Here is a 15,706-nt window from a genome sequence, read left to right as displayed (position 1 = left end):
TTTCTCTCAGCTCCTGATTATTTAGCGGTCTTACGGTAGGTCTCGATCAGTTCGATGAAGTGATCGAACAGCGGCGCCGCGTCGTGCGGGCCCGGGCTCGCTTCAGGGTGGCCCTGGAAGCTGAACGCCGGTTTGTCGGTGCGATGAATCCCCTGCAGGGTACCGTCAAACAGCGATTTATGGGTGACGCGAAGGTTGGCGGGCATCGACGCTTCATCCACCGCAAAACCGTGGTTCTGCGCGGTGATCATCACGGTGTTGTTATCGATATCTTTCACCGGGTGGTTGCCGCCGTGGTGGCCAAACTTCATTTTGACGGTTTTCGCACCGCTCGCCAGCGCCAGCAGCTGGTGGCCGAGGCAGATGCCGAATACCGGAATCTCGGTTTCGAGGAACGATGTAATCGCCGCGATGGCGTAATCGCACGGTGCCGGGTCGCCGGGACCGTTGGAGAGGAAAATGCCGTCCGGGTTCATTTTCAGCACGTCTTCGGCAGAGGTCTGCGCTGGCACCACCGTCAGGCGGCAACCGCGATCCACCAGCATGCGCAGGATGTTGCGCTTGGCGCCAAAATCGTAGGCGACGACGTGAAACGGCAGTTCGTCGTCTTTCTTTGCTTCCGGCAGGTCACCGGCCAGCGTCCAGCTTCCCTGGGTCCAGCTGTAGTTCTCGGCGGTGGTCACTTCTTTCGCCAGGTCCATGCCGTTCAGGCCCGGAAACGCCCTGGCTTTTTCCAGCGCCAGGGTAGCGTCAGGGTTATCACCGGCGATGATGCAGCCGTTCTGGGCGCCCTTCTCGCGCAGCAAACGCGTCAGCTTACGGGTATCGATATCGGCAATCGCCACAATATTGTGACGCTTCAGGTAAGAAGAGAGATCTTCGGTGTTGCGGAAGTTGCTGGCAATCAGCGGCAGGTCGCGAATGACCAGACCTTGTGCATGTACCTGAGAGGATTCTTCATCAGCGGCGTTGGTGCCGACATTACCGATATGAGGATAAGTAAGAGTGACGATTTGGCGGGAGTAGGAAGGATCAGTGAGGATTTCTTGATAACCGGTCATTGAAGTATTGAAAACGACTTCCCCAACCGCCGTGCCTGTTGCCCCTATGGCCCGACCGTGAAACTGGGTTCCGTCTTCCAGAACCAATAGCGCTGACTTTATCAAAACACCCTCCAAAGAATATTCACTCACTTTATCTGCATATTAATTCACAACTATAGCATGAATCAATGCAAATCTGCTGCCCGCGAATTTCTGGCAAACGGCGGCATTCTGGAGATTCGAGGGGTAAAAGTCAACTCAAAACACCAATTTTGATGCTTATTTTGCGCCACTGGTGATGTTATGTCTTTTTAACAGGCAAAAAGATCGTCAAAGTCAGTTCGGAAAACGCTTGCGCGGCAAAAAGAATGTGAATCATGCGTCGTGAACGTAAAAAAGTGGACCATTTGGTCAAAATTTACAATTTATCAACACAAAACAAAGAGGAAATACAGAAAAACAGGCTTTTAATACAGAAACATTAGCGTAACGGAGAAAAATAAAAGGGCAATAAGACTATTGCCCTATGCAATCAAGCAATTATGACTGCTAATACCACATCACGATGGGTAACAACTACTACAAATTTTTCAAATCCAGTACATCACGCATGTCAAAAAGTCCGTTTTTCTTGCCTTTCAGCCACAACGCTGAACGAACCGCACCATTGGCGAACGTCATTCGGCTGGAGGCTTTATGCGTGATCTCGATACGCTCGCCGATATCGGCAAACATGGCGGTATGTTCGCCGACAATATCGCCCGCCCGGACGGTGGCAAAACCGATGGTGCCCGGCACGCGTTCGCCGGTGTGCCCTTCCCGGCTGTAAACCGCGCAATCCTTCAGATCTTTATCCAGCGCCTGCGCAATGGCTTCGCCCATCGCCAGCGCGGTGCCTGACGGCGCATCCACTTTATGGCGATGGTGTGCTTCAATGATTTCAATGTCGGTGTAATCGCCCATCACCTTCGCCGCCTTCTCCAGCAGCTTGAGCATGACGTTAACGCCCACGCTGAAATTCGCGGCGAATACGATGGCGATATCCTGCGTAGCGACCTGAATGGCCTGTTTGCCAGCGTCGTCAAAACCGGTGGTGCCAATGACCATGCCTTTGCCGTTTTCACGGCAGAATGCCAGATGCGCCAGCGTGCCTTCCGGGCGGGTAAAATCGATAAAAATGTCAAAATCGTCTTTTACCGCCTGCAAGCTGCTTTGCACCGTGACGCCAGTTTTCCCAACCCCTGCCAGCTCACCCGCATCGCTTCCGAGGAGGGAAGATCCTTCACGCTCCAGCGCTGCGCCCAGCTGTACACCATCAAGTTGTGCCGCCGCCTGAATTAACTGACGCCCCATACGTCCGCCCGCGCCCGCAATGGCGACGCGGATTTGTGCATCATGCATATCTATTCTCTTGTGTTGATTTCAGGTAAACCGTTTTTCAGAGTAACCAGCCTCTGCTGAAGTCGCCATCTGAAAACGCCAATAATTAGAATTTAACGTGAAGCAGCATGTGATATCAGTAAAAAACATCACCTTCAGCGAAAACCGCAGGATTCCCTGATAACCAGCGCCGGTGGCAGGATGATGCGTTTCGGTGGCTCGTCATTGCCCTGAATCCGACTGTAAAGCAGCTCTCCTGCCTTACGACCGATCTCTTTTGCCGCAACCGAGACGGTGGTCAGCGCCGGTTGTACCAGCGCGGCTTCGGTGATGTCGTCGAAGCCCACGAGCGCAAAATCACGCCCGACCTCTCGCCCCATTTTGCGCAGCGCCTGCATCACGCCCAGCGCGACAATGTCCTGATAACACACGGCAGCCGTAATCTGCGGGAACTGGCTGAACAGCATTTCCGCCACCCGCGCACCGTCGCTCTGGCTGGCCTGCGAGGTGACTATCCATTCAGGATTAGGCGAAATGCCACTCTCCAGCAGCTTGCTGGTGTAACCGCCAATGCGCTGCGAACGGGTACCGGAACTGAGGCTGCCGCCGATAAACGCGATATGCTTATGCCCCAGCCGCAACAAATGCGTGGTCGCCATCTGCGTGCCGAGAAAGTTATCGGTGCCGACAAAATCAAAATCAGGATCGTTTAACGGGCGCACCACCATAATGGCCGGGATATTGCGCCGTTTGAGCCCGTCGAAAAACGCCTGCGGAGTTTCTCGCGCAGCGCACAGCACCATGCCGCAGGCGTTATTGCGCATGAGTGAGTCGACAAACTTCTGCTGCCGCTCTTCGGATTCTTCACTGTTCGCCAGAAACAGCAGCATTTCATGGCGTTCCATTTCATGGCTTAAGCCAGCTGTCATTTCACCGTAAAACGGGTTGGTGATGTCGTGCAGCAGCAGACCGACCTGATTACTGCTGCGGTTGCGTAAATTAGCGGCGGTCTGGTTGTAGACATAACCGGATTCGTCCAGCGCCTTCAGCACCCGCTCCCGGGTCGCCTGCGAAATGCGCCCGCGGTTGCGCAGCACCATCGACACCGTGGCGGTTGAGACACCTGCTATTCCGGCGACCTGCGCCAGCGTCACTGTGGTCATAACATCCTCCTTCATTCCCTCCAGATTAATCGAATAACCTGTAAATTGCATTTTTCCTTGTGAAGCACTTCACACTCTCTGTTTGAGAAGGCCATTTCCTGCGGGATTTGACAGGTTAATCGCGTTAACCACTCTTCCACATTAAGGTTAATCGATTAATCTTATTTTAACGACGATGGAGTTGGCTAATGAAAAAGACGACCTACGATAAATATCCCGAAGTGGCCGTGCAGGGCTACGAGCAACACGCCTGCCGCGGTTGGGAAGCGATTATCGCTGAACTACGCCCTCGCCTTGCGAAACAGGCGAAAAACGTACTGGTGATCGACTGCTATCCTGGCGTCCGGCTCGAAGAGCTGGAGCAGGCGCTGAAGACTGAATTCAGTACCGCCACCTGGATCAACGCCGAAACCGCGCGCCGTGATGAACAGACGTTGCACACGCTGCTGGCCCGCAACCTGACTGACGATCGGGTGTTTGGCGTGCTCTCCTGTCACCAGTTGCCTGAATTTTTCGACCCGGCTGCCCTCGCCGCGCTGCAAAAACAGGTGGAAATGTCCGCTAATCAACTGGTGATTGTTTATGGCCCGGGTGCTGCGCTGGTCCACTCTGGCGATGTGCTGGTGTATGCCGATTTGCCACGCTGGGAGATCCAGCAACGCATGCGCAGCGGTGAGCTCGGCAACTGGGGTGTGGNNCCGGGCTGGAACAGCTCCCCCGCCGTCCCTTCCGCGTCGTGCCGTTTTTCGACCCCGGCGTCTGGGGTGGCCAGTGGATGAAACAACAATTCGATCTCGATCCCATGAAGCCCAACTACGCATGGTGTTTTGACTGCGTGCCCGAGGAAAACAGCCTGTTGATGCGGTTTGGCGACGTGCGGATCGAGATCCCCTCTCTGGACCTGGTGCTGCTGTACCCCCGCGCGCTACTGGGCGAAAAAGTGCATGCGCGGTTNATTCCCGATCCGTTTTGATTTTCTCGACACTATTGGCGGGCAAAATCTGAGTTTTCAGGTGCATCCGTTGACGGAATACATTCAGCAGCAGTTCGGGATGCACTACACCCAGGATGAGAGCTACTACATTCTCGATGCCGAACCCGGTGCNGCGCAGCGGCCCCGAGCCGCAGGCGATGTTTGACGATCTACGTCAGGCTGCGCGGGGCGAGAAAGCGTTTGATGACGCGCGCTTCGTCAATCAGATCCCGGCACGCAAGCACGATCATTTTCTGATCCCGGCGGGGACCGTACACTGCTCCGGCGCAGGCACCATGGTGCTGGAAATCAGCGCCACGCCATACATTTTCACCTTCAAGCTGTGGGACTGGGGACGGCTTGGCCTCGACGGGCTGCCGCGTCCGGTGCATCTCGACCACGGCGAGCAGGTCATTGACTGGCAGCGCGATACCGAATGGGTGCATCAGCATCTGGTGAACCGCATTGATGCCATCGCAGAAGGCGACGGCTGGCGCGAAGAGCGAACCGGGCTGCACGAACGCGAATTTATCGAAACCCGCCGCCACTGGTTTACCGGCCCGGTCACCCACCATACTGACGGCGGCGTGAACGTCCTCAACCTGGTGGAAGGGGCGGAAGCGCGTGTGGAAAGCCCGAGCGGCGCGTTCGAACCGTTTGTGGTGCACTACGCCGAAACGTTCATCATTCCAGCATCCGTCGGCGAGTACCGTATCACGCCGTGGGGCAAAGGGGTTGGTCAACCGCTGGCGACGGTGAAAGCCTGGGTAAGGGGATAACGATGATTCATGTGATTGTGGCTTCTCATGGCCCGCTGGCGACCGCGATGCGGGAGAGCGCCGAAATGGTTTACGGCGCGTTACCGCACGTGTTTACCGTGACGCTGACCGGTGAAAAAGGCATTGAAGGCTTTAAGCAGGACTTCGCTCAGGTACTGGATACCGCCAGCCGGGGCGCTGACGGCGTGCTGGTACTGTGCGATATGCAGAGCGGCACGCCGTGGAACGTCGCCTGTCAGTATGCATTTTCCCCGGAGGTGGCACCACCAGTGAACGTCATTGGCGGAGTTAATCTCCCGATGCTGCTGCAGACCGATGAGGTACTGAATTTGCGGGATGTTAACGCTGCGGCAGCACAGTTGCTCGCCCTGACTCAACCAACGCTGGTCGTGGCCGAGGCCAACACCCGCGTCCAGTCTGACGATTTTTAAGGAGCCCATCATGAGCATTTCCTTTGTACGTATTGACGACCGCGTCATTCATGGGCAGCTCGTCACACGCTGGGCCAAAGAGCTGCCCTGTGATGGCATCGTGGCGATAGATGATGCCGTCGCGGCCGATCCGCTGCTCTCTTCGGTCATGAAAGGGGCGGTTTCCGATACCAAAGTGTGGCTGTTTGATACCGCCACCGCGATCGAGAAACTGCCCAAGGTGATTGCCAGCGATAAGCGCTATTTCGTCATCGGCAAATCACCAGTCACGCTGCAAAAAATAGAACAGGCAGGCATTAGCCTCAAAAACAGCAACGGCAAAATCAATGTTGGCCCGATGAGCGCCCGCGCTGACACGGTCACCATTGGTCCGAATCAGTCAGTCAATGCCGGGGAAATTGCCGCTTTCGACTGGTTGAGCGCCCATGGCCATCACATTGAATTCCGTCTGGTACCGGACGCCAGCTACTACAGCTGGCAGGACGCCCGACAAAAAATGAAATAAGGAGCAGACGATGTTTATCGAAGCGGCATTAATTGGCGTGCTCTGCTATTTGGGCGCGCTCAGTAGTCCCTGGCTGTTTGGCCTGACGGGCGGCTGGTATCTCATCACCCGCCCGCTGGTCTCTGGCATGCTGGTGGGGCTGATCCTCGGCGATATCAAAACCGGGATCATGATTGGCGTGGCAGTGCAGGCGGTGTATATCGCCATGGTAACGCCCGGCGGCTCAATGCCTGCCGACCTGAACTTTGTCGCCTTTCCGGCCATAGCGCTGGGCATTTTGTCCGGCAAAGGCCCGGAAGTGGCGGTGGCGCTGGCGGCAACTATCGGTATCGCCGGGACCATTCTGTTCAACGCCATGATGGTGCTGAACTCGTTCTGGAACCACCGCGCCGATACAGCGCTGGAGCGCGGCGACGAGCGCGGAATTTACCTCAACAGCGCCATCTGGCCGCAGGTGACCAACTTCCTGCTGCGTTTTGTGCCGACGTTCATCGCGGTATATTTCGGCGCGCAGTACATCAGCGAGTTTATGGACAGCCTGCCAAAAGTGGTGCTCTCCATTATGAACGTGCTGGGCGGCATTTTGCCTGCGGTGGGTATCGCCATTCTGCTGAAGCAAATCATCAAAAACTACACCATGCTGATCTACTTTCTTGTGGGCTTCGTGTGCATCGTTTTCCTGAAGCTGAACATGGTCGCCCTGGTGATCGTCGGCGCGCTGCTGGCGCTGATCCACTACAACTATAAACCGGAAGCGCCTCAGGCTGCGCCGTCGGCGCCGGTGGCTGATGATGAGGATGAATTCTGATGGAAGAGCGTAAACTGACCCGTAAAGATCTGCGCCGCTGCTGGCGCGCGTGGATGATGCACAACCTGTCGTCGATGAGCTTTGAACGTCTGGAATCGTTCGGCTTCTGCCTGAGCATGTTGCCCGTCGCCCGGAAACTCTACCCGGACGCCGCCCGGCGCACCGAAATGCTGCGTCGTCACGCGTCGTTCTATAACACCGAGCCGCAAATCGGTGCCATTGTGAACGGCATGGCGCTGGGCCTGGAAGAGAAAAAGGCCAACGGCGAGCCGATCGACGGTGACACGATTAACACCCTGAAGGTCGGGCTGATGGGGCCGCTCGCCGGGATCGGCGACTCAATGATCCCCGGTATGCTGATCCCGATCCTGCTCAGTATCGGGATGGCGCTGGCGGCTGGCGGCAGCGTTTTAGGCCCGCTGTTTTATATCGTCGCCTGGCTGGCGATTATCATTCCCGGCTCCTGGTATCTGTTTTTAAAAGGCTACCAGATGGGCTCCGGCTCCGTGGAAATGCTGGTGAGCAGCAAATCCGCCCGCCTGCGCGAAGCGCTCTCGTTGCTCGGGGTTTTCGTCATGGGCGGCGTGGCGGCGAGCTACGTGAAACTTGGCACCGGGCTGGAGTTCATCACCAAAGACGGCGTGAATATTCACGTCCAGCAGATGCTCGACGGTATCTTCCCGCAGTTGCTGCCACTGGTGGTGGTGCTCGGTACCTGGTATCTGATGGCGAAACGCGGCGTGTCGCCGGTAAAAGCGATGATCCTGCTGCTGGTGCTGGCAGCGATTGGCGTCGCCAGCGGATTGTTTGCCGGATAACAATGAACAACACCGGGGCGCGAGCCCCGGTCTTTCAGGGATGAAAATTCTGCCACAGCGCGGCGACCTTATCAGGCCGCGAAATGAACTGGAAACGGGCGGGATCGTCAATAAATTGCTGATAAATCGGCGCTGGCGTAATGCCGAACTCTTCATACTGCCGGGGCGCGATGACCTGTAACCGACCTGCCGCATAATGCGGATTGTGCAGCCAGACAATTTGTGATTCCTGCACCAGCGGATACCACGCCAGCCCTTTATGCGCGCGCACCGCGTCATACTCAAAACCATATTCCCGATCGCACCAGGCACCAAACGTCAGCGGCTCGTCCGGGCTTGCGGAAATCGTGGCGTGGCCCCAGCCTGGTGGCACCAGCACTTTATCTCCGGGACCGGCAATCACCGCAAAACAGCGCCCCGGATCGTCCTCGACATACTCCTGCANNCCGGCGGCGCCCAGCCGCTGTGCTGGCTGATACGGTGTACATGCCCCTGGCTGCGGATCGGCTCTTCGCCCAGTTGCCCGGCGGCGTAAGTGACCACGCCAAACAACAGCATCCGCTTTTGCAGCTCGTCGCGATCCTGAATCCGCGCCACGTCCATGGCGATCGCATATACCTCATCCGGCCCGTCACACTGCGGATCGCGCAGCGACGATCGGATCTGATCGAGATAGCGGATCTCCGGCATCGGGCCGGTAACGTCGTCGCCGTAGGCAAACCCCATCGGCTGATGGTGGATGATCATGTCCAGGCCGTAATCAGCCATTTTGCACCTCCCGGATCTGCACCTGGTGATCCTCTTCCACCACCCGCCAGGCGAATCCGCCCGCCAGCGCGGCATAGTCATGCCCGGCATTGGATGACCAGACCGCCAGCGCCGAGAGGATTTCCGTGCCGGTGTTAATCAGCCGATGCGCGGTAAAGCCCGGAATGATATGTACTGAGCCAGCAAAAACCGGTTCAAGCCGCATCTCTCCCTGCTCATCCTGCAACAACAGCAGCCCGCTGCCGCGCAGGCCGAAATAGACTTCACCCTGTTCACGCAGGGCGTGGAAGTGGCCGCGGGTCATAAAAAATTCATCACCGACTTTGCCGGGGTAAAGGTGGGTCACACCGGTAAACAGCTCTCCTGAGCCGGACGGCGTATCAAGCATTTCAACGTCATAAACAACCTGTTGAGGATCGGCGTGCCGCCAGCCGGAAACATCGGCAAAAACGCCGGATAAATCCGCGAGGCGCGTGGTTTTACGTAGCAGTGGCGTGCGCGAAAACGCACCCGTCAGCCAGTCGACATGCGGCGGCTGAGAAAAGGTAGGTTTCATGTGTTTCTCCGGCCCGAGGAGAACAACAGGGTAAGCATAGCAGATTAATCGATTAACCTTGTGACAGGATCGACGCTTTGCAGCAACAGTCACATTTGCCGTGACTGTTGCTGTTCAGGAAAAGGAATTACTGGATTTCGCGGATGTCCATCCGCAACTCTTTCGGCACTTCGAAAACGATATTTTCTTCACGGCCTTCCAGCGGAACCGCCTCGCCGCCGCCCAGTTCCTGCAAGCGTACAATGACGTTTTGTACGAGGATATCCGGGGCCGACGCACCTGCGGTGACGCCGACGCAGTTCGCGCCCTTCACCCAGCTTTCCTGGATGTCGGTGGCGTCGTCGATCAGAAACGCGGTTTTGCCCATCCGCTGCGCCAGTTCGGCGAGGCGGTTGGAGTTTGAGGAGTTTTTGGAGCCAACCACCAGCACCACGTCAGCCTGTTCCGCCAGCGCGCGCACCGCTTCCTGACGGTTGGTAGTGGCGTAGCAGATGTCGTCTTTACGCGGGCCGACGATTTTCGGGAAGCGCTGACGCAGAGCGTCAATCACGTCGGAAGTATCATCAACCGACAACGTGGTCTGGGTCATAAACGACAGTTTGGTTTCATTCTTGACGTCGAGCTTCCAGACATCATCCGGGGACTCCACCAGATACATGCCCCCCTCCGGATTGCTGTACTGGCCCATTGTCCCTTCCACTTCCGGGTGCCCGGCATGGCCGATAAGAATCGACTCTTCGCCGCGACGGCTGGCGCGGGCGACTTCCATATGAACTTTGGTCACCAGCGGACAGGTGGCGTCAAACACGGTCAGGTCGCGGCTTTTCGCTTCGTTGCGCACCGCCTGCGACACACCGTGTGCGGAGAAAATCAGGATCGCGCCGTCCGGCACTTCGCTGATCTGCTCGATAAAAATGGCCCCGCGTTCGCGCAGGCTATCCACCACGTAGCGGTTATGCACCACTTCGTGACGGACGTAAATCGGCGCGCCGTAAATCGCCAGCGCGTTTTCAACAATGCTGATAGCGCGGTCTACACCGGCGCAGAAACCGCGCGGGTTGGCCAACAGAATCTGCATTTAAACCTCCAGCGCCGGATCAATTTCCAGCACTTCAACATCAAAATGGACGGTCTGGTCTGCCAGCGGATGGTTAAAATCCACCGTAATGGAATCACCGTTAATCTCGCGGATCACACCAGGCATTTCGCTGCCATCCATTGCGGTAAAGAGCATAATCGCGCCGATTTCCGGCTCGCCGGCATCCATAAATTCGCGACGTGAGAAGTACTGGATGAGATCCGGGCTGGAGACGCCAAAGGCGGCATCCGGCTCCAGCGAGAAGGTTTTTTTCTCCCCCTCTTTCAGCCCCAGCAGGTGCTGTTCCAGACCTTCAGACAGAGACGCGTCGCCCAGACGAAACAGCGCCGGTTTGCCATTGTTGCGGGTCGATTCGGCGGTTGAACCGTCGTCGAGTTTCAGCGTGAAATGCACCAGGACGGCGCTGTTGCTCTGTACAGATTTAGACATTCAAATGTGCCTGTAGTTTTGCCCGGTGGCGCTATGCCGACCGGGCAGTAGGTATTACGCCTGTTTCTTCGCGGCGGCGGAAGGCAAAAAACCTTCCAGTACAATCAACGCTGCGCCGATGCAAATCGCGGTATCGGCGAGGTTAAAGGTCGCGAAGTGCCAGTCGCCGACGTAGAAATCGATCATATCGACGACAAAGCCGTGCCACAGACGGTCAAACAGGTTGCCCAGCGCCCCGCCGATGATCAAAGCATAGGCGATGTTGTTCAGCTTCTGCGACGCTTTTGAACGGTACATCAGTACCGCCAGCACCACGCAGATGCCGATAGCGATACCGGCAAAGAACCAGCGCTGCCAGCCGCCGCTGTCGGCGAGGAAGCTGAACGCCGCGCCATAGTTGCGCGCATAGTGCAGGTTAAGCGACGGAAACAGCGATACCGTATCCCCCAGAACAAAGTTCTGGAGGATCAGGTACTTGCTGCCCAAATCGATAATCAGCACCGCGACGACCACCCATAGCCAGCGCAGCCCGGTAGAACAGACAGAGTTACTCATCAGGCAAACTTACGTTTTTCACCGTCACCGGCGACGTTGCTGACACAGCGTCCGCAGAGATCTGCGTGTTCCGCCACCTTGCCGACATCGGTGGTGTAATGCCAGCAACGCGGGCATTTCTCACCTTCGGCTTTGTTCAGGGCGATTTTCAGCCCTTTCAGCAGTTCGCTCTGTTGAGCGTCTGCCGTCGCCCCGGCATAATCCGCAACTTTCGCGCCAGAGGTCAACAGGACAAATCGTAATTCATCGCCCAGCGCGGTGAGCTTCGCAGAGAGTTCCGGTTCAGCAAACAGCGTCACCGCCGCTTCCAGAGAACCGCCGACTTTCTTATCCGCACGCGCCTGTTCGATAACTTTGTTCACTTCGCCACGCACTTTCAGCAGCTCGTCCCAGAAAGCATCGTTCATCGGCTCGGTGGTCGCCAGACCAAACAGCCCTTCGTACCATTCACCGGTAAACACATACTTCTCACGCTCGCCCGGCAGGTAGCCCCAGATTTCATCTGCGGTGAAGGACATGATCGGCGCCATCCAGCGCACCAGTGCTTCGGCGATGTGGAACAGTGCGGTCTGGCAGCTGCGACGCGCCACGCTGTCTGCTTTCGCGGTGTACTGGCGGTCTTTGATGATGTCGAGGTAGAACGAGCCCATTTCGATGGAGCAGAAGCGCATCAGGCGCTGCACCACTTCGTGGAAATCGTACGACTCGTACGCTTTAACGATGTCTTCCTGCGCCGCTTTCGCGCAACCCACCGCCCAGCGATCCAGTACCACCATCTCTTCCGGTTTCACCATGTCTTTTACCGGGTCGAACCCGTTCAGGTTCGCCAGCAGGAAGCGCGCGGTGTTACGGATACGACGATAGCTGTCGGCAGCACGTTTGAGGATCTCGTCAGACACCGCCATTTCGCCGGTGTAATCAGTGGATGCAACCCACAAACGCAGAATATCCGCGCCCAGCTTGTTCATGACATCCTGCGGGCTCACGGTGTTGCCGATGGATTTGGACATTTTGCGTCCCTGTCCATCAACGGTGAAGCCGTGAGTCAACACCTGACGGTACGGCGCTTTGCCTTTCATTGCCGTGGAGATCATCAGTGAAGACATGAACCAGCCGCGGTGCTGGTCAGAGCCTTCCAGATACATATCAGCGGCGTGACCGGCGAATTCCGGGCGCACATCGACCACGGACGCGTGGGTTGATCCGGAATCGAACCAGACGTCGAGGGTGTCCGGCACTTTTTCGTAAACGTCGGCGTCAGCGCCCAGGATGTCGCGCGGGTCGAGATCCCACCACGCCTGGATGCCATCCACTTCAACGCGTTTCGCGACTTCTTCCATCAGTTCCAGGGTGCGCGGGTGCAGGTCGTGTGTCTCTTTATGCACGAACAGCGACATCGGCACGCCCCAGGTACGCTGACGGGAGATACACCAGTCAGGACGGTTGGCAACCATCGATTCGATACGCGCCTGGCCCCAGTCCGGGATCCACTGCACGCCTTTGATTTCCGCCAGCGACTGCGCGCGCAGACCTTTTTGATCCATGCTCACGAACCACTGCGGCGTGGCGCGGAAGATGATCGGCGACTTGTGACGCCAGCAGCACGGATAGCTGTGCTGCAGTTTTTCGACGTGCAGCAGCGCACCGCTGTCGCGCAGGATGTTGACGATGATGTCGTTCGCTTTGAAGACATTGATGCCGTCGAGCGCCGGGTAAGTCCCTGGCAGATAAGCACCGTCCGGGCCAACCGGGTTGGCGATTTCCAGACCATATTTCAGGCTGATGCTGTAGTCGTCCGGGCCGTGACCGCCGGCGGTATGCACCGCACCGGTACCGGCTTCCAGCGTCACGTGATCGCCAAGGATCGCCGGGACGTCGAAGTCGAGGAACGGGTGCTTAAAGCGCAGCAGCTCCAGGGCATCGCCTTTGACGGTGCCGAGCACGGTGTAATCGGTGATGTTCGCGCGCTTCAGTACGCTTTCCAGCAAATCTTTTGCGAGGATCAGCGCCTGGCCTTCAACCTGCACCAGCGCGTAGTCGAATTCTGCCGACAGCGCGATCGCGCGGTTGGCGGGCAGCGTCCACGGCGTAGTGGTCCAGATCACCAGCGAGATCGGGCCGCTGACGCCTGGCAGGCCGAATTTGCCCTTAATCGCGTCCTGATCGACCGCCTCAAATTTCACGTCGATAGACGGAGAGGTTTTGTCGTAATACTCGACTTCCGCTTCTGCCAGCGCAGAACGGCAGTCCACGCACCAGTGCACCGGTTTCGCCCCTTTCAGCAGGTGGCCGTTGCCGATGATTTTCCCCAGTGCACGGATGATGTTGGCTTCGGTTTTGAAGTCCATCGTCAGGTACGGATGCGACCAGTCGCCCAGGACGCCGAGGCGGATAAAGTCTTTGCGCTGACCGTCCACCTGCCCTGCGGCATATTCGCGGCACTTGGCGCGGAATTCGGCGGCGGTGAACTTCTCGCCCGGCTTACCGAATTCCTGCTCGACTTTCAGTTCGATCGGCAGACCGTGGCAGTCCCAGCCAGGAACGTAAGGCGAGTCGTATCCCGCGAGTCCTTTGGACTTCACGATAATGTCTTTCAGAATCTTGTTGACCGAGTGACCAATATGAATGCTGCCATTCGCATAAGGAGGGCCATCATGCAGAATGAAGGTTTTTTTGCCTTTTTTCGCCGCACGGATGATGCCGTACAGGTCATCATCGGTCCAACGCGCCAGCATTCCCGGTTCGCGCTTAGCGAGATCGCCGCGCATCGGGAACCCTGTTTCCGGCAAATTCAGGGTCGATTTATAGTCACTCATCAGATTCTCGGTTCCGTATTTAAAACTCGTTCAGGCATTACGCCGGGTTTGATAGCCCAAAAAAATCACGGGCGGTTAATTCATCACGCGCAATCTGCGCTTTTAGTTCATCCAGCGACGCGAATCGCTGTTCATTGCGTATTTTCTTACGCAGTATGACATCTATATGGCGACCGTAGAGGTCCATTGCAACGTCTAACAGATGTACTTCGAGCTGTTGGCGCACGCCAGACACCGTGGGCCGGGTGCCAATATTAGCGACGCCGGGCAGGAGCGTGTTGCCTAATCCTGCGACTTCCACCGCATATACCCCTTTTACCGGGGAGACCTGACGACGCAGCGGTAAATTCGCCGTCGGGAAACCGATGGTGCGCCCAAGCTCATCGCCATGCACCACGCGGCCAGAAATAATAAAAGGATGGCCCAGCAGTTTCTCGGCCTGCAGCAAATCATCATCCGCAAGCGCCTGACGCACCGCGGTGCTGCTGATACGCACGCCGCCTTCGCAGAAGGTTTGCGTGCTGGTGACGCTGAAACCAAACTCCGCGCCGGCCTTCTGTAATAACAAGAAATCCCCCTGGCGGCCCGCGCCAAAACGGAAATCATCGCCCACGGCGAGATACTGTACACCAAGACGTTTCACCAGCAGATCACTGATAAACGTTTGTGCCGTCAGGGCGGCAAAGCGACGGTCGAAGCGGACGCATAACACGTAATCCACGCCGCTCTCGGCCAGATAGCGCAGTTTTTCACGCAGGCGCGTCAGACGCGCGGGGGCCTTTTCAGCCGAAAAAAGCTCAAGCGGCTGCGGTTCAAAAATCATAACCACCACCGGCACGCCACGCTCGCGACCTTCCTCACGCAGACGTTGCAGCAACGCCTGATGCCCACGATGCACGCCGTCAAAATTACCAATGGTCAGCACACACCCGTGCGGGGCCTGACTCAAATTATGTATGCCGCGTATCAGCTTCATGTCTGGCTCAAAACAGTGAAAATCGTCCGAGTATACCTTGTACAGCAGTCAAGGTTAACCCGCGATTACACTCAGCAACAGAAAGAGATAAGGATTTCATCAACCTCGGGCAGAAAGGCGAGAAAAACTGCGGTTATGCTGCGATTTTTGTGCCAGAAAAGCTGTATTCGGCAGGCGCAAGCTGTTAGAATCCTGCGCCATCACTACGTAATCAAGTGTCGTCACATTAACGGCGCTTATTTGCACAAATCCATTGACAAAAGAAGGCTAAAAGGGCATATTCCTCGGCCTTTGAATTGTCCATATAGATCATATTTGGGAGTTGGACCTTGGCTAATATCAAATCAGCTAAGAAGCGCGCCGTTCAGTCTGAAAAGGCTCGCAAGCACAACGCTAGCCGTCGCTCTATGATGCGTACTTTCATCAAGAAAGTATACGCAGCTATCGAAGCTGGCGACAAAGCTGCTGCACAGAAAGCATTTAACGAAATGCAACCAATCGTGGACCGTCAGGCTTCTAAAGGTCTGATCCACAAAAACAAAGCGGCTCGTCATAAGGCGAACCTGGTTGCTCAGATCAACAAACTGGCTTAATCGCCCGATTGTTG

The 15,706-nt window shown here is 56.7% G+C and carries 14 protein-coding genes and 3 pseudogenes; 6 read left to right on the top strand and 11 right to left on the bottom strand.

Annotated elements, in window-relative coordinates; genetic code table 11:
• Positions 1-17: 17 nt before the first annotated feature.
• The 3 genes from carA to GM30_RS18295 form a co-directional block, all read right to left on the bottom strand.
• Positions 18-1,166, bottom strand: a complete 1,149-nt coding sequence (gene carA, locus GM30_RS18305) for a glutamine-hydrolyzing carbamoyl-phosphate synthase small subunit (protein ID WP_049849794.1) — start codon at positions 1,164-1,166, stop codon at positions 18-20.
• A gap of 456 nt (positions 1,167-1,622) precedes the next feature.
• Positions 1,623-2,444: a 4-hydroxy-tetrahydrodipicolinate reductase gene (gene dapB, locus GM30_RS18300; RefSeq protein WP_049849793.1), complete on the bottom strand. Its 822-nt coding sequence runs from the start codon at positions 2,442-2,444 to the stop codon at positions 1,623-1,625.
• 134 nt (positions 2,445-2,578) lie between these two features.
• Positions 2,579-3,586: a LacI family DNA-binding transcriptional regulator gene (locus tag GM30_RS18295; RefSeq protein ID WP_049849792.1), complete on the bottom strand. Its 1,008-nt coding sequence runs from the start codon at positions 3,584-3,586 to the stop codon at positions 2,579-2,581.
• 188 nt (positions 3,587-3,774) lie between these two features.
• On the opposite strand from GM30_RS18295, the pseudogene GM30_RS18290 reads away from it, so the two are divergent.
• From GM30_RS18290 to GM30_RS18270, 5 genes and pseudogenes are all read left to right on the top strand, one after another.
• Positions 3,775-5,338: pseudogene (locus GM30_RS18290) on the top strand (class I mannose-6-phosphate isomerase).
• A gap of 2 nt (positions 5,339-5,340) precedes the next feature.
• Positions 5,341-5,769 (top strand): PTS sugar transporter subunit IIA, encoded by a 429-nt coding sequence (locus tag GM30_RS18285; RefSeq protein ID WP_049849791.1) that lies wholly within the window; start codon positions 5,341-5,343, stop codon positions 5,767-5,769.
• 10 nt (positions 5,770-5,779) lie between these two features.
• Positions 5,780-6,274, top strand: coding sequence for a PTS sugar transporter subunit IIB (locus tag GM30_RS18280; protein ID WP_049849790.1), 495 nt, complete (start codon positions 5,780-5,782; stop codon positions 6,272-6,274).
• Positions 6,275-6,284: 10 nt separating this feature from the next.
• On the top strand, positions 6,285-7,082 hold the full coding sequence (locus GM30_RS18275; RefSeq protein WP_049849789.1) for a PTS mannose/fructose/sorbose/N-acetylgalactosamine transporter subunit IIC: 798 nt from the start codon (positions 6,285-6,287) through the stop codon (positions 7,080-7,082).
• A complete protein-coding gene (locus GM30_RS18270; RefSeq protein WP_049849788.1) occupies positions 7,082-7,900 on the top strand; it encodes a PTS system mannose/fructose/sorbose family transporter subunit IID in 819 nt (272 codons plus the stop codon). Before GM30_RS18275 ends, GM30_RS18270 begins: the two co-directional genes overlap by 1 nt.
• Positions 7,901-7,934: 34 nt before the next feature.
• On the opposite strand, the pseudogene GM30_RS18265 reads toward GM30_RS18270, so the two are convergent.
• The 8 genes and pseudogenes from GM30_RS18265 to GM30_RS27410 all read right to left on the bottom strand — a co-directional run.
• Positions 7,935-8,668 (bottom strand): annotated as a pseudogene (locus tag GM30_RS18265) (glucose-6-phosphate isomerase family protein).
• Positions 8,661-9,224, bottom strand: coding sequence for a glucose-6-phosphate isomerase family protein (locus GM30_RS18260; protein WP_049849787.1), 564 nt, complete (start codon positions 9,222-9,224; stop codon positions 8,661-8,663). Before GM30_RS18260 ends, GM30_RS18265 begins: the two are co-directional and overlap by 8 nt.
• 127 nt (positions 9,225-9,351) lie before the next feature.
• A complete protein-coding gene (gene ispH, locus GM30_RS18255) occupies positions 9,352-10,302 on the bottom strand; it encodes a 4-hydroxy-3-methylbut-2-enyl diphosphate reductase (RefSeq protein ID WP_049849786.1) in 951 nt (316 codons plus the stop codon).
• The gene (fkpB, locus tag GM30_RS18250) at positions 10,303-10,752 is read right to left on the bottom strand and encodes an FKBP-type peptidyl-prolyl cis-trans isomerase (RefSeq protein ID WP_049849785.1); all 450 of its coding nucleotides are present in this window, start codon (positions 10,750-10,752) and stop codon (positions 10,303-10,305) included.
• A gap of 54 nt (positions 10,753-10,806) precedes the next feature.
• Positions 10,807-11,307: a signal peptidase II gene (gene lspA / locus GM30_RS18245; RefSeq protein WP_049849784.1), complete on the bottom strand. Its 501-nt coding sequence runs from the start codon at positions 11,305-11,307 to the stop codon at positions 10,807-10,809.
• A complete protein-coding gene (ileS, locus tag GM30_RS18240) occupies positions 11,307-14,123 on the bottom strand; it encodes an isoleucine--tRNA ligase (protein ID WP_049849783.1) in 2,817 nt (938 codons plus the stop codon). The genes lspA and ileS overlap by 1 nt, the downstream gene beginning before the upstream one ends.
• A 37-nt stretch (positions 14,124-14,160) precedes the next feature.
• On the bottom strand, positions 14,161-15,099 hold the full coding sequence (ribF, locus tag GM30_RS18235; RefSeq protein WP_049849782.1) for a bifunctional riboflavin kinase/FAD synthetase: 939 nt from the start codon (positions 15,097-15,099) through the stop codon (positions 14,161-14,163).
• A gap of 7 nt (positions 15,100-15,106) precedes the next feature.
• A pseudogene (locus tag GM30_RS27410) lies at positions 15,107-15,310 on the bottom strand (DUF2575 domain-containing protein); the annotation flags it as partial.
• A 118-nt stretch (positions 15,311-15,428) separates the two neighbouring features.
• Between GM30_RS27410 and rpsT the strand changes: the two are divergent.
• Positions 15,429-15,692: a 30S ribosomal protein S20 gene (gene rpsT, locus GM30_RS18230; RefSeq protein ID WP_049849781.1), complete on the top strand. Its 264-nt coding sequence runs from the start codon at positions 15,429-15,431 to the stop codon at positions 15,690-15,692.
• The last annotated feature ends 14 nt before the right edge of the window (positions 15,693-15,706 follow it).

This window comes from Trabulsiella odontotermitis, assembly GCF_001188485.1.
In the GTDB taxonomy this organism is placed as follows: Bacteria; Pseudomonadota; Gammaproteobacteria; order Enterobacterales; family Enterobacteriaceae; genus Trabulsiella; species Trabulsiella odontotermitis_A.
The sequence above is the reverse complement of the archived record's forward strand: the minus strand, read 5'-3'. Positions and strand labels throughout refer to the sequence as shown.

Coding starts and splice junctions, on each gene's coding strand:
- dapB (WP_049849793.1), bottom strand. CDS start 2,444: ATGCATGATGCACAAATCCGCGTCGCCATTGCGGGCGCGGGCGGACGT.
- GM30_RS18295 (WP_049849792.1), bottom strand. CDS start 3,586: ATGACCACAGTGACGCTGGCGCAGGTCGCCGGAATAGCAGGTGTCTCA.
- GM30_RS18285 (WP_049849791.1), top strand. CDS start 5,341: ATGATTCATGTGATTGTGGCTTCTCATGGCCCGCTGGCGACCGCGATG.
- GM30_RS18280 (WP_049849790.1), top strand. CDS start 5,780: ATGAGCATTTCCTTTGTACGTATTGACGACCGCGTCATTCATGGGCAG.
- GM30_RS18275 (WP_049849789.1), top strand. CDS start 6,285: ATGTTTATCGAAGCGGCATTAATTGGCGTGCTCTGCTATTTGGGCGCG.
- GM30_RS18270 (WP_049849788.1), top strand. CDS start 7,082: ATGGAAGAGCGTAAACTGACCCGTAAAGATCTGCGCCGCTGCTGGCGC.
- GM30_RS18260 (WP_049849787.1), bottom strand. CDS start 9,224: ATGAAACCTACCTTTTCTCAGCCGCCGCATGTCGACTGGCTGACGGGT.
- ispH (WP_049849786.1), bottom strand. CDS start 10,302: ATGCAGATTCTGTTGGCCAACCCGCGCGGTTTCTGCGCCGGTGTAGAC.
- fkpB (WP_049849785.1), bottom strand. CDS start 10,752: ATGTCTAAATCTGTACAGAGCAACAGCGCCGTCCTGGTGCATTTCACG.
- lspA (WP_049849784.1), bottom strand. CDS start 11,307: ATGAGTAACTCTGTCTGTTCTACCGGGCTGCGCTGGCTATGGGTGGTC.
- ileS (WP_049849783.1), bottom strand. CDS start 14,123: ATGAGTGACTATAAATCGACCCTGAATTTGCCGGAAACAGGGTTCCCG.
- ribF (WP_049849782.1), bottom strand. CDS start 15,099: ATGAAGCTGATACGCGGCATACATAATTTGAGTCAGGCCCCGCACGGG.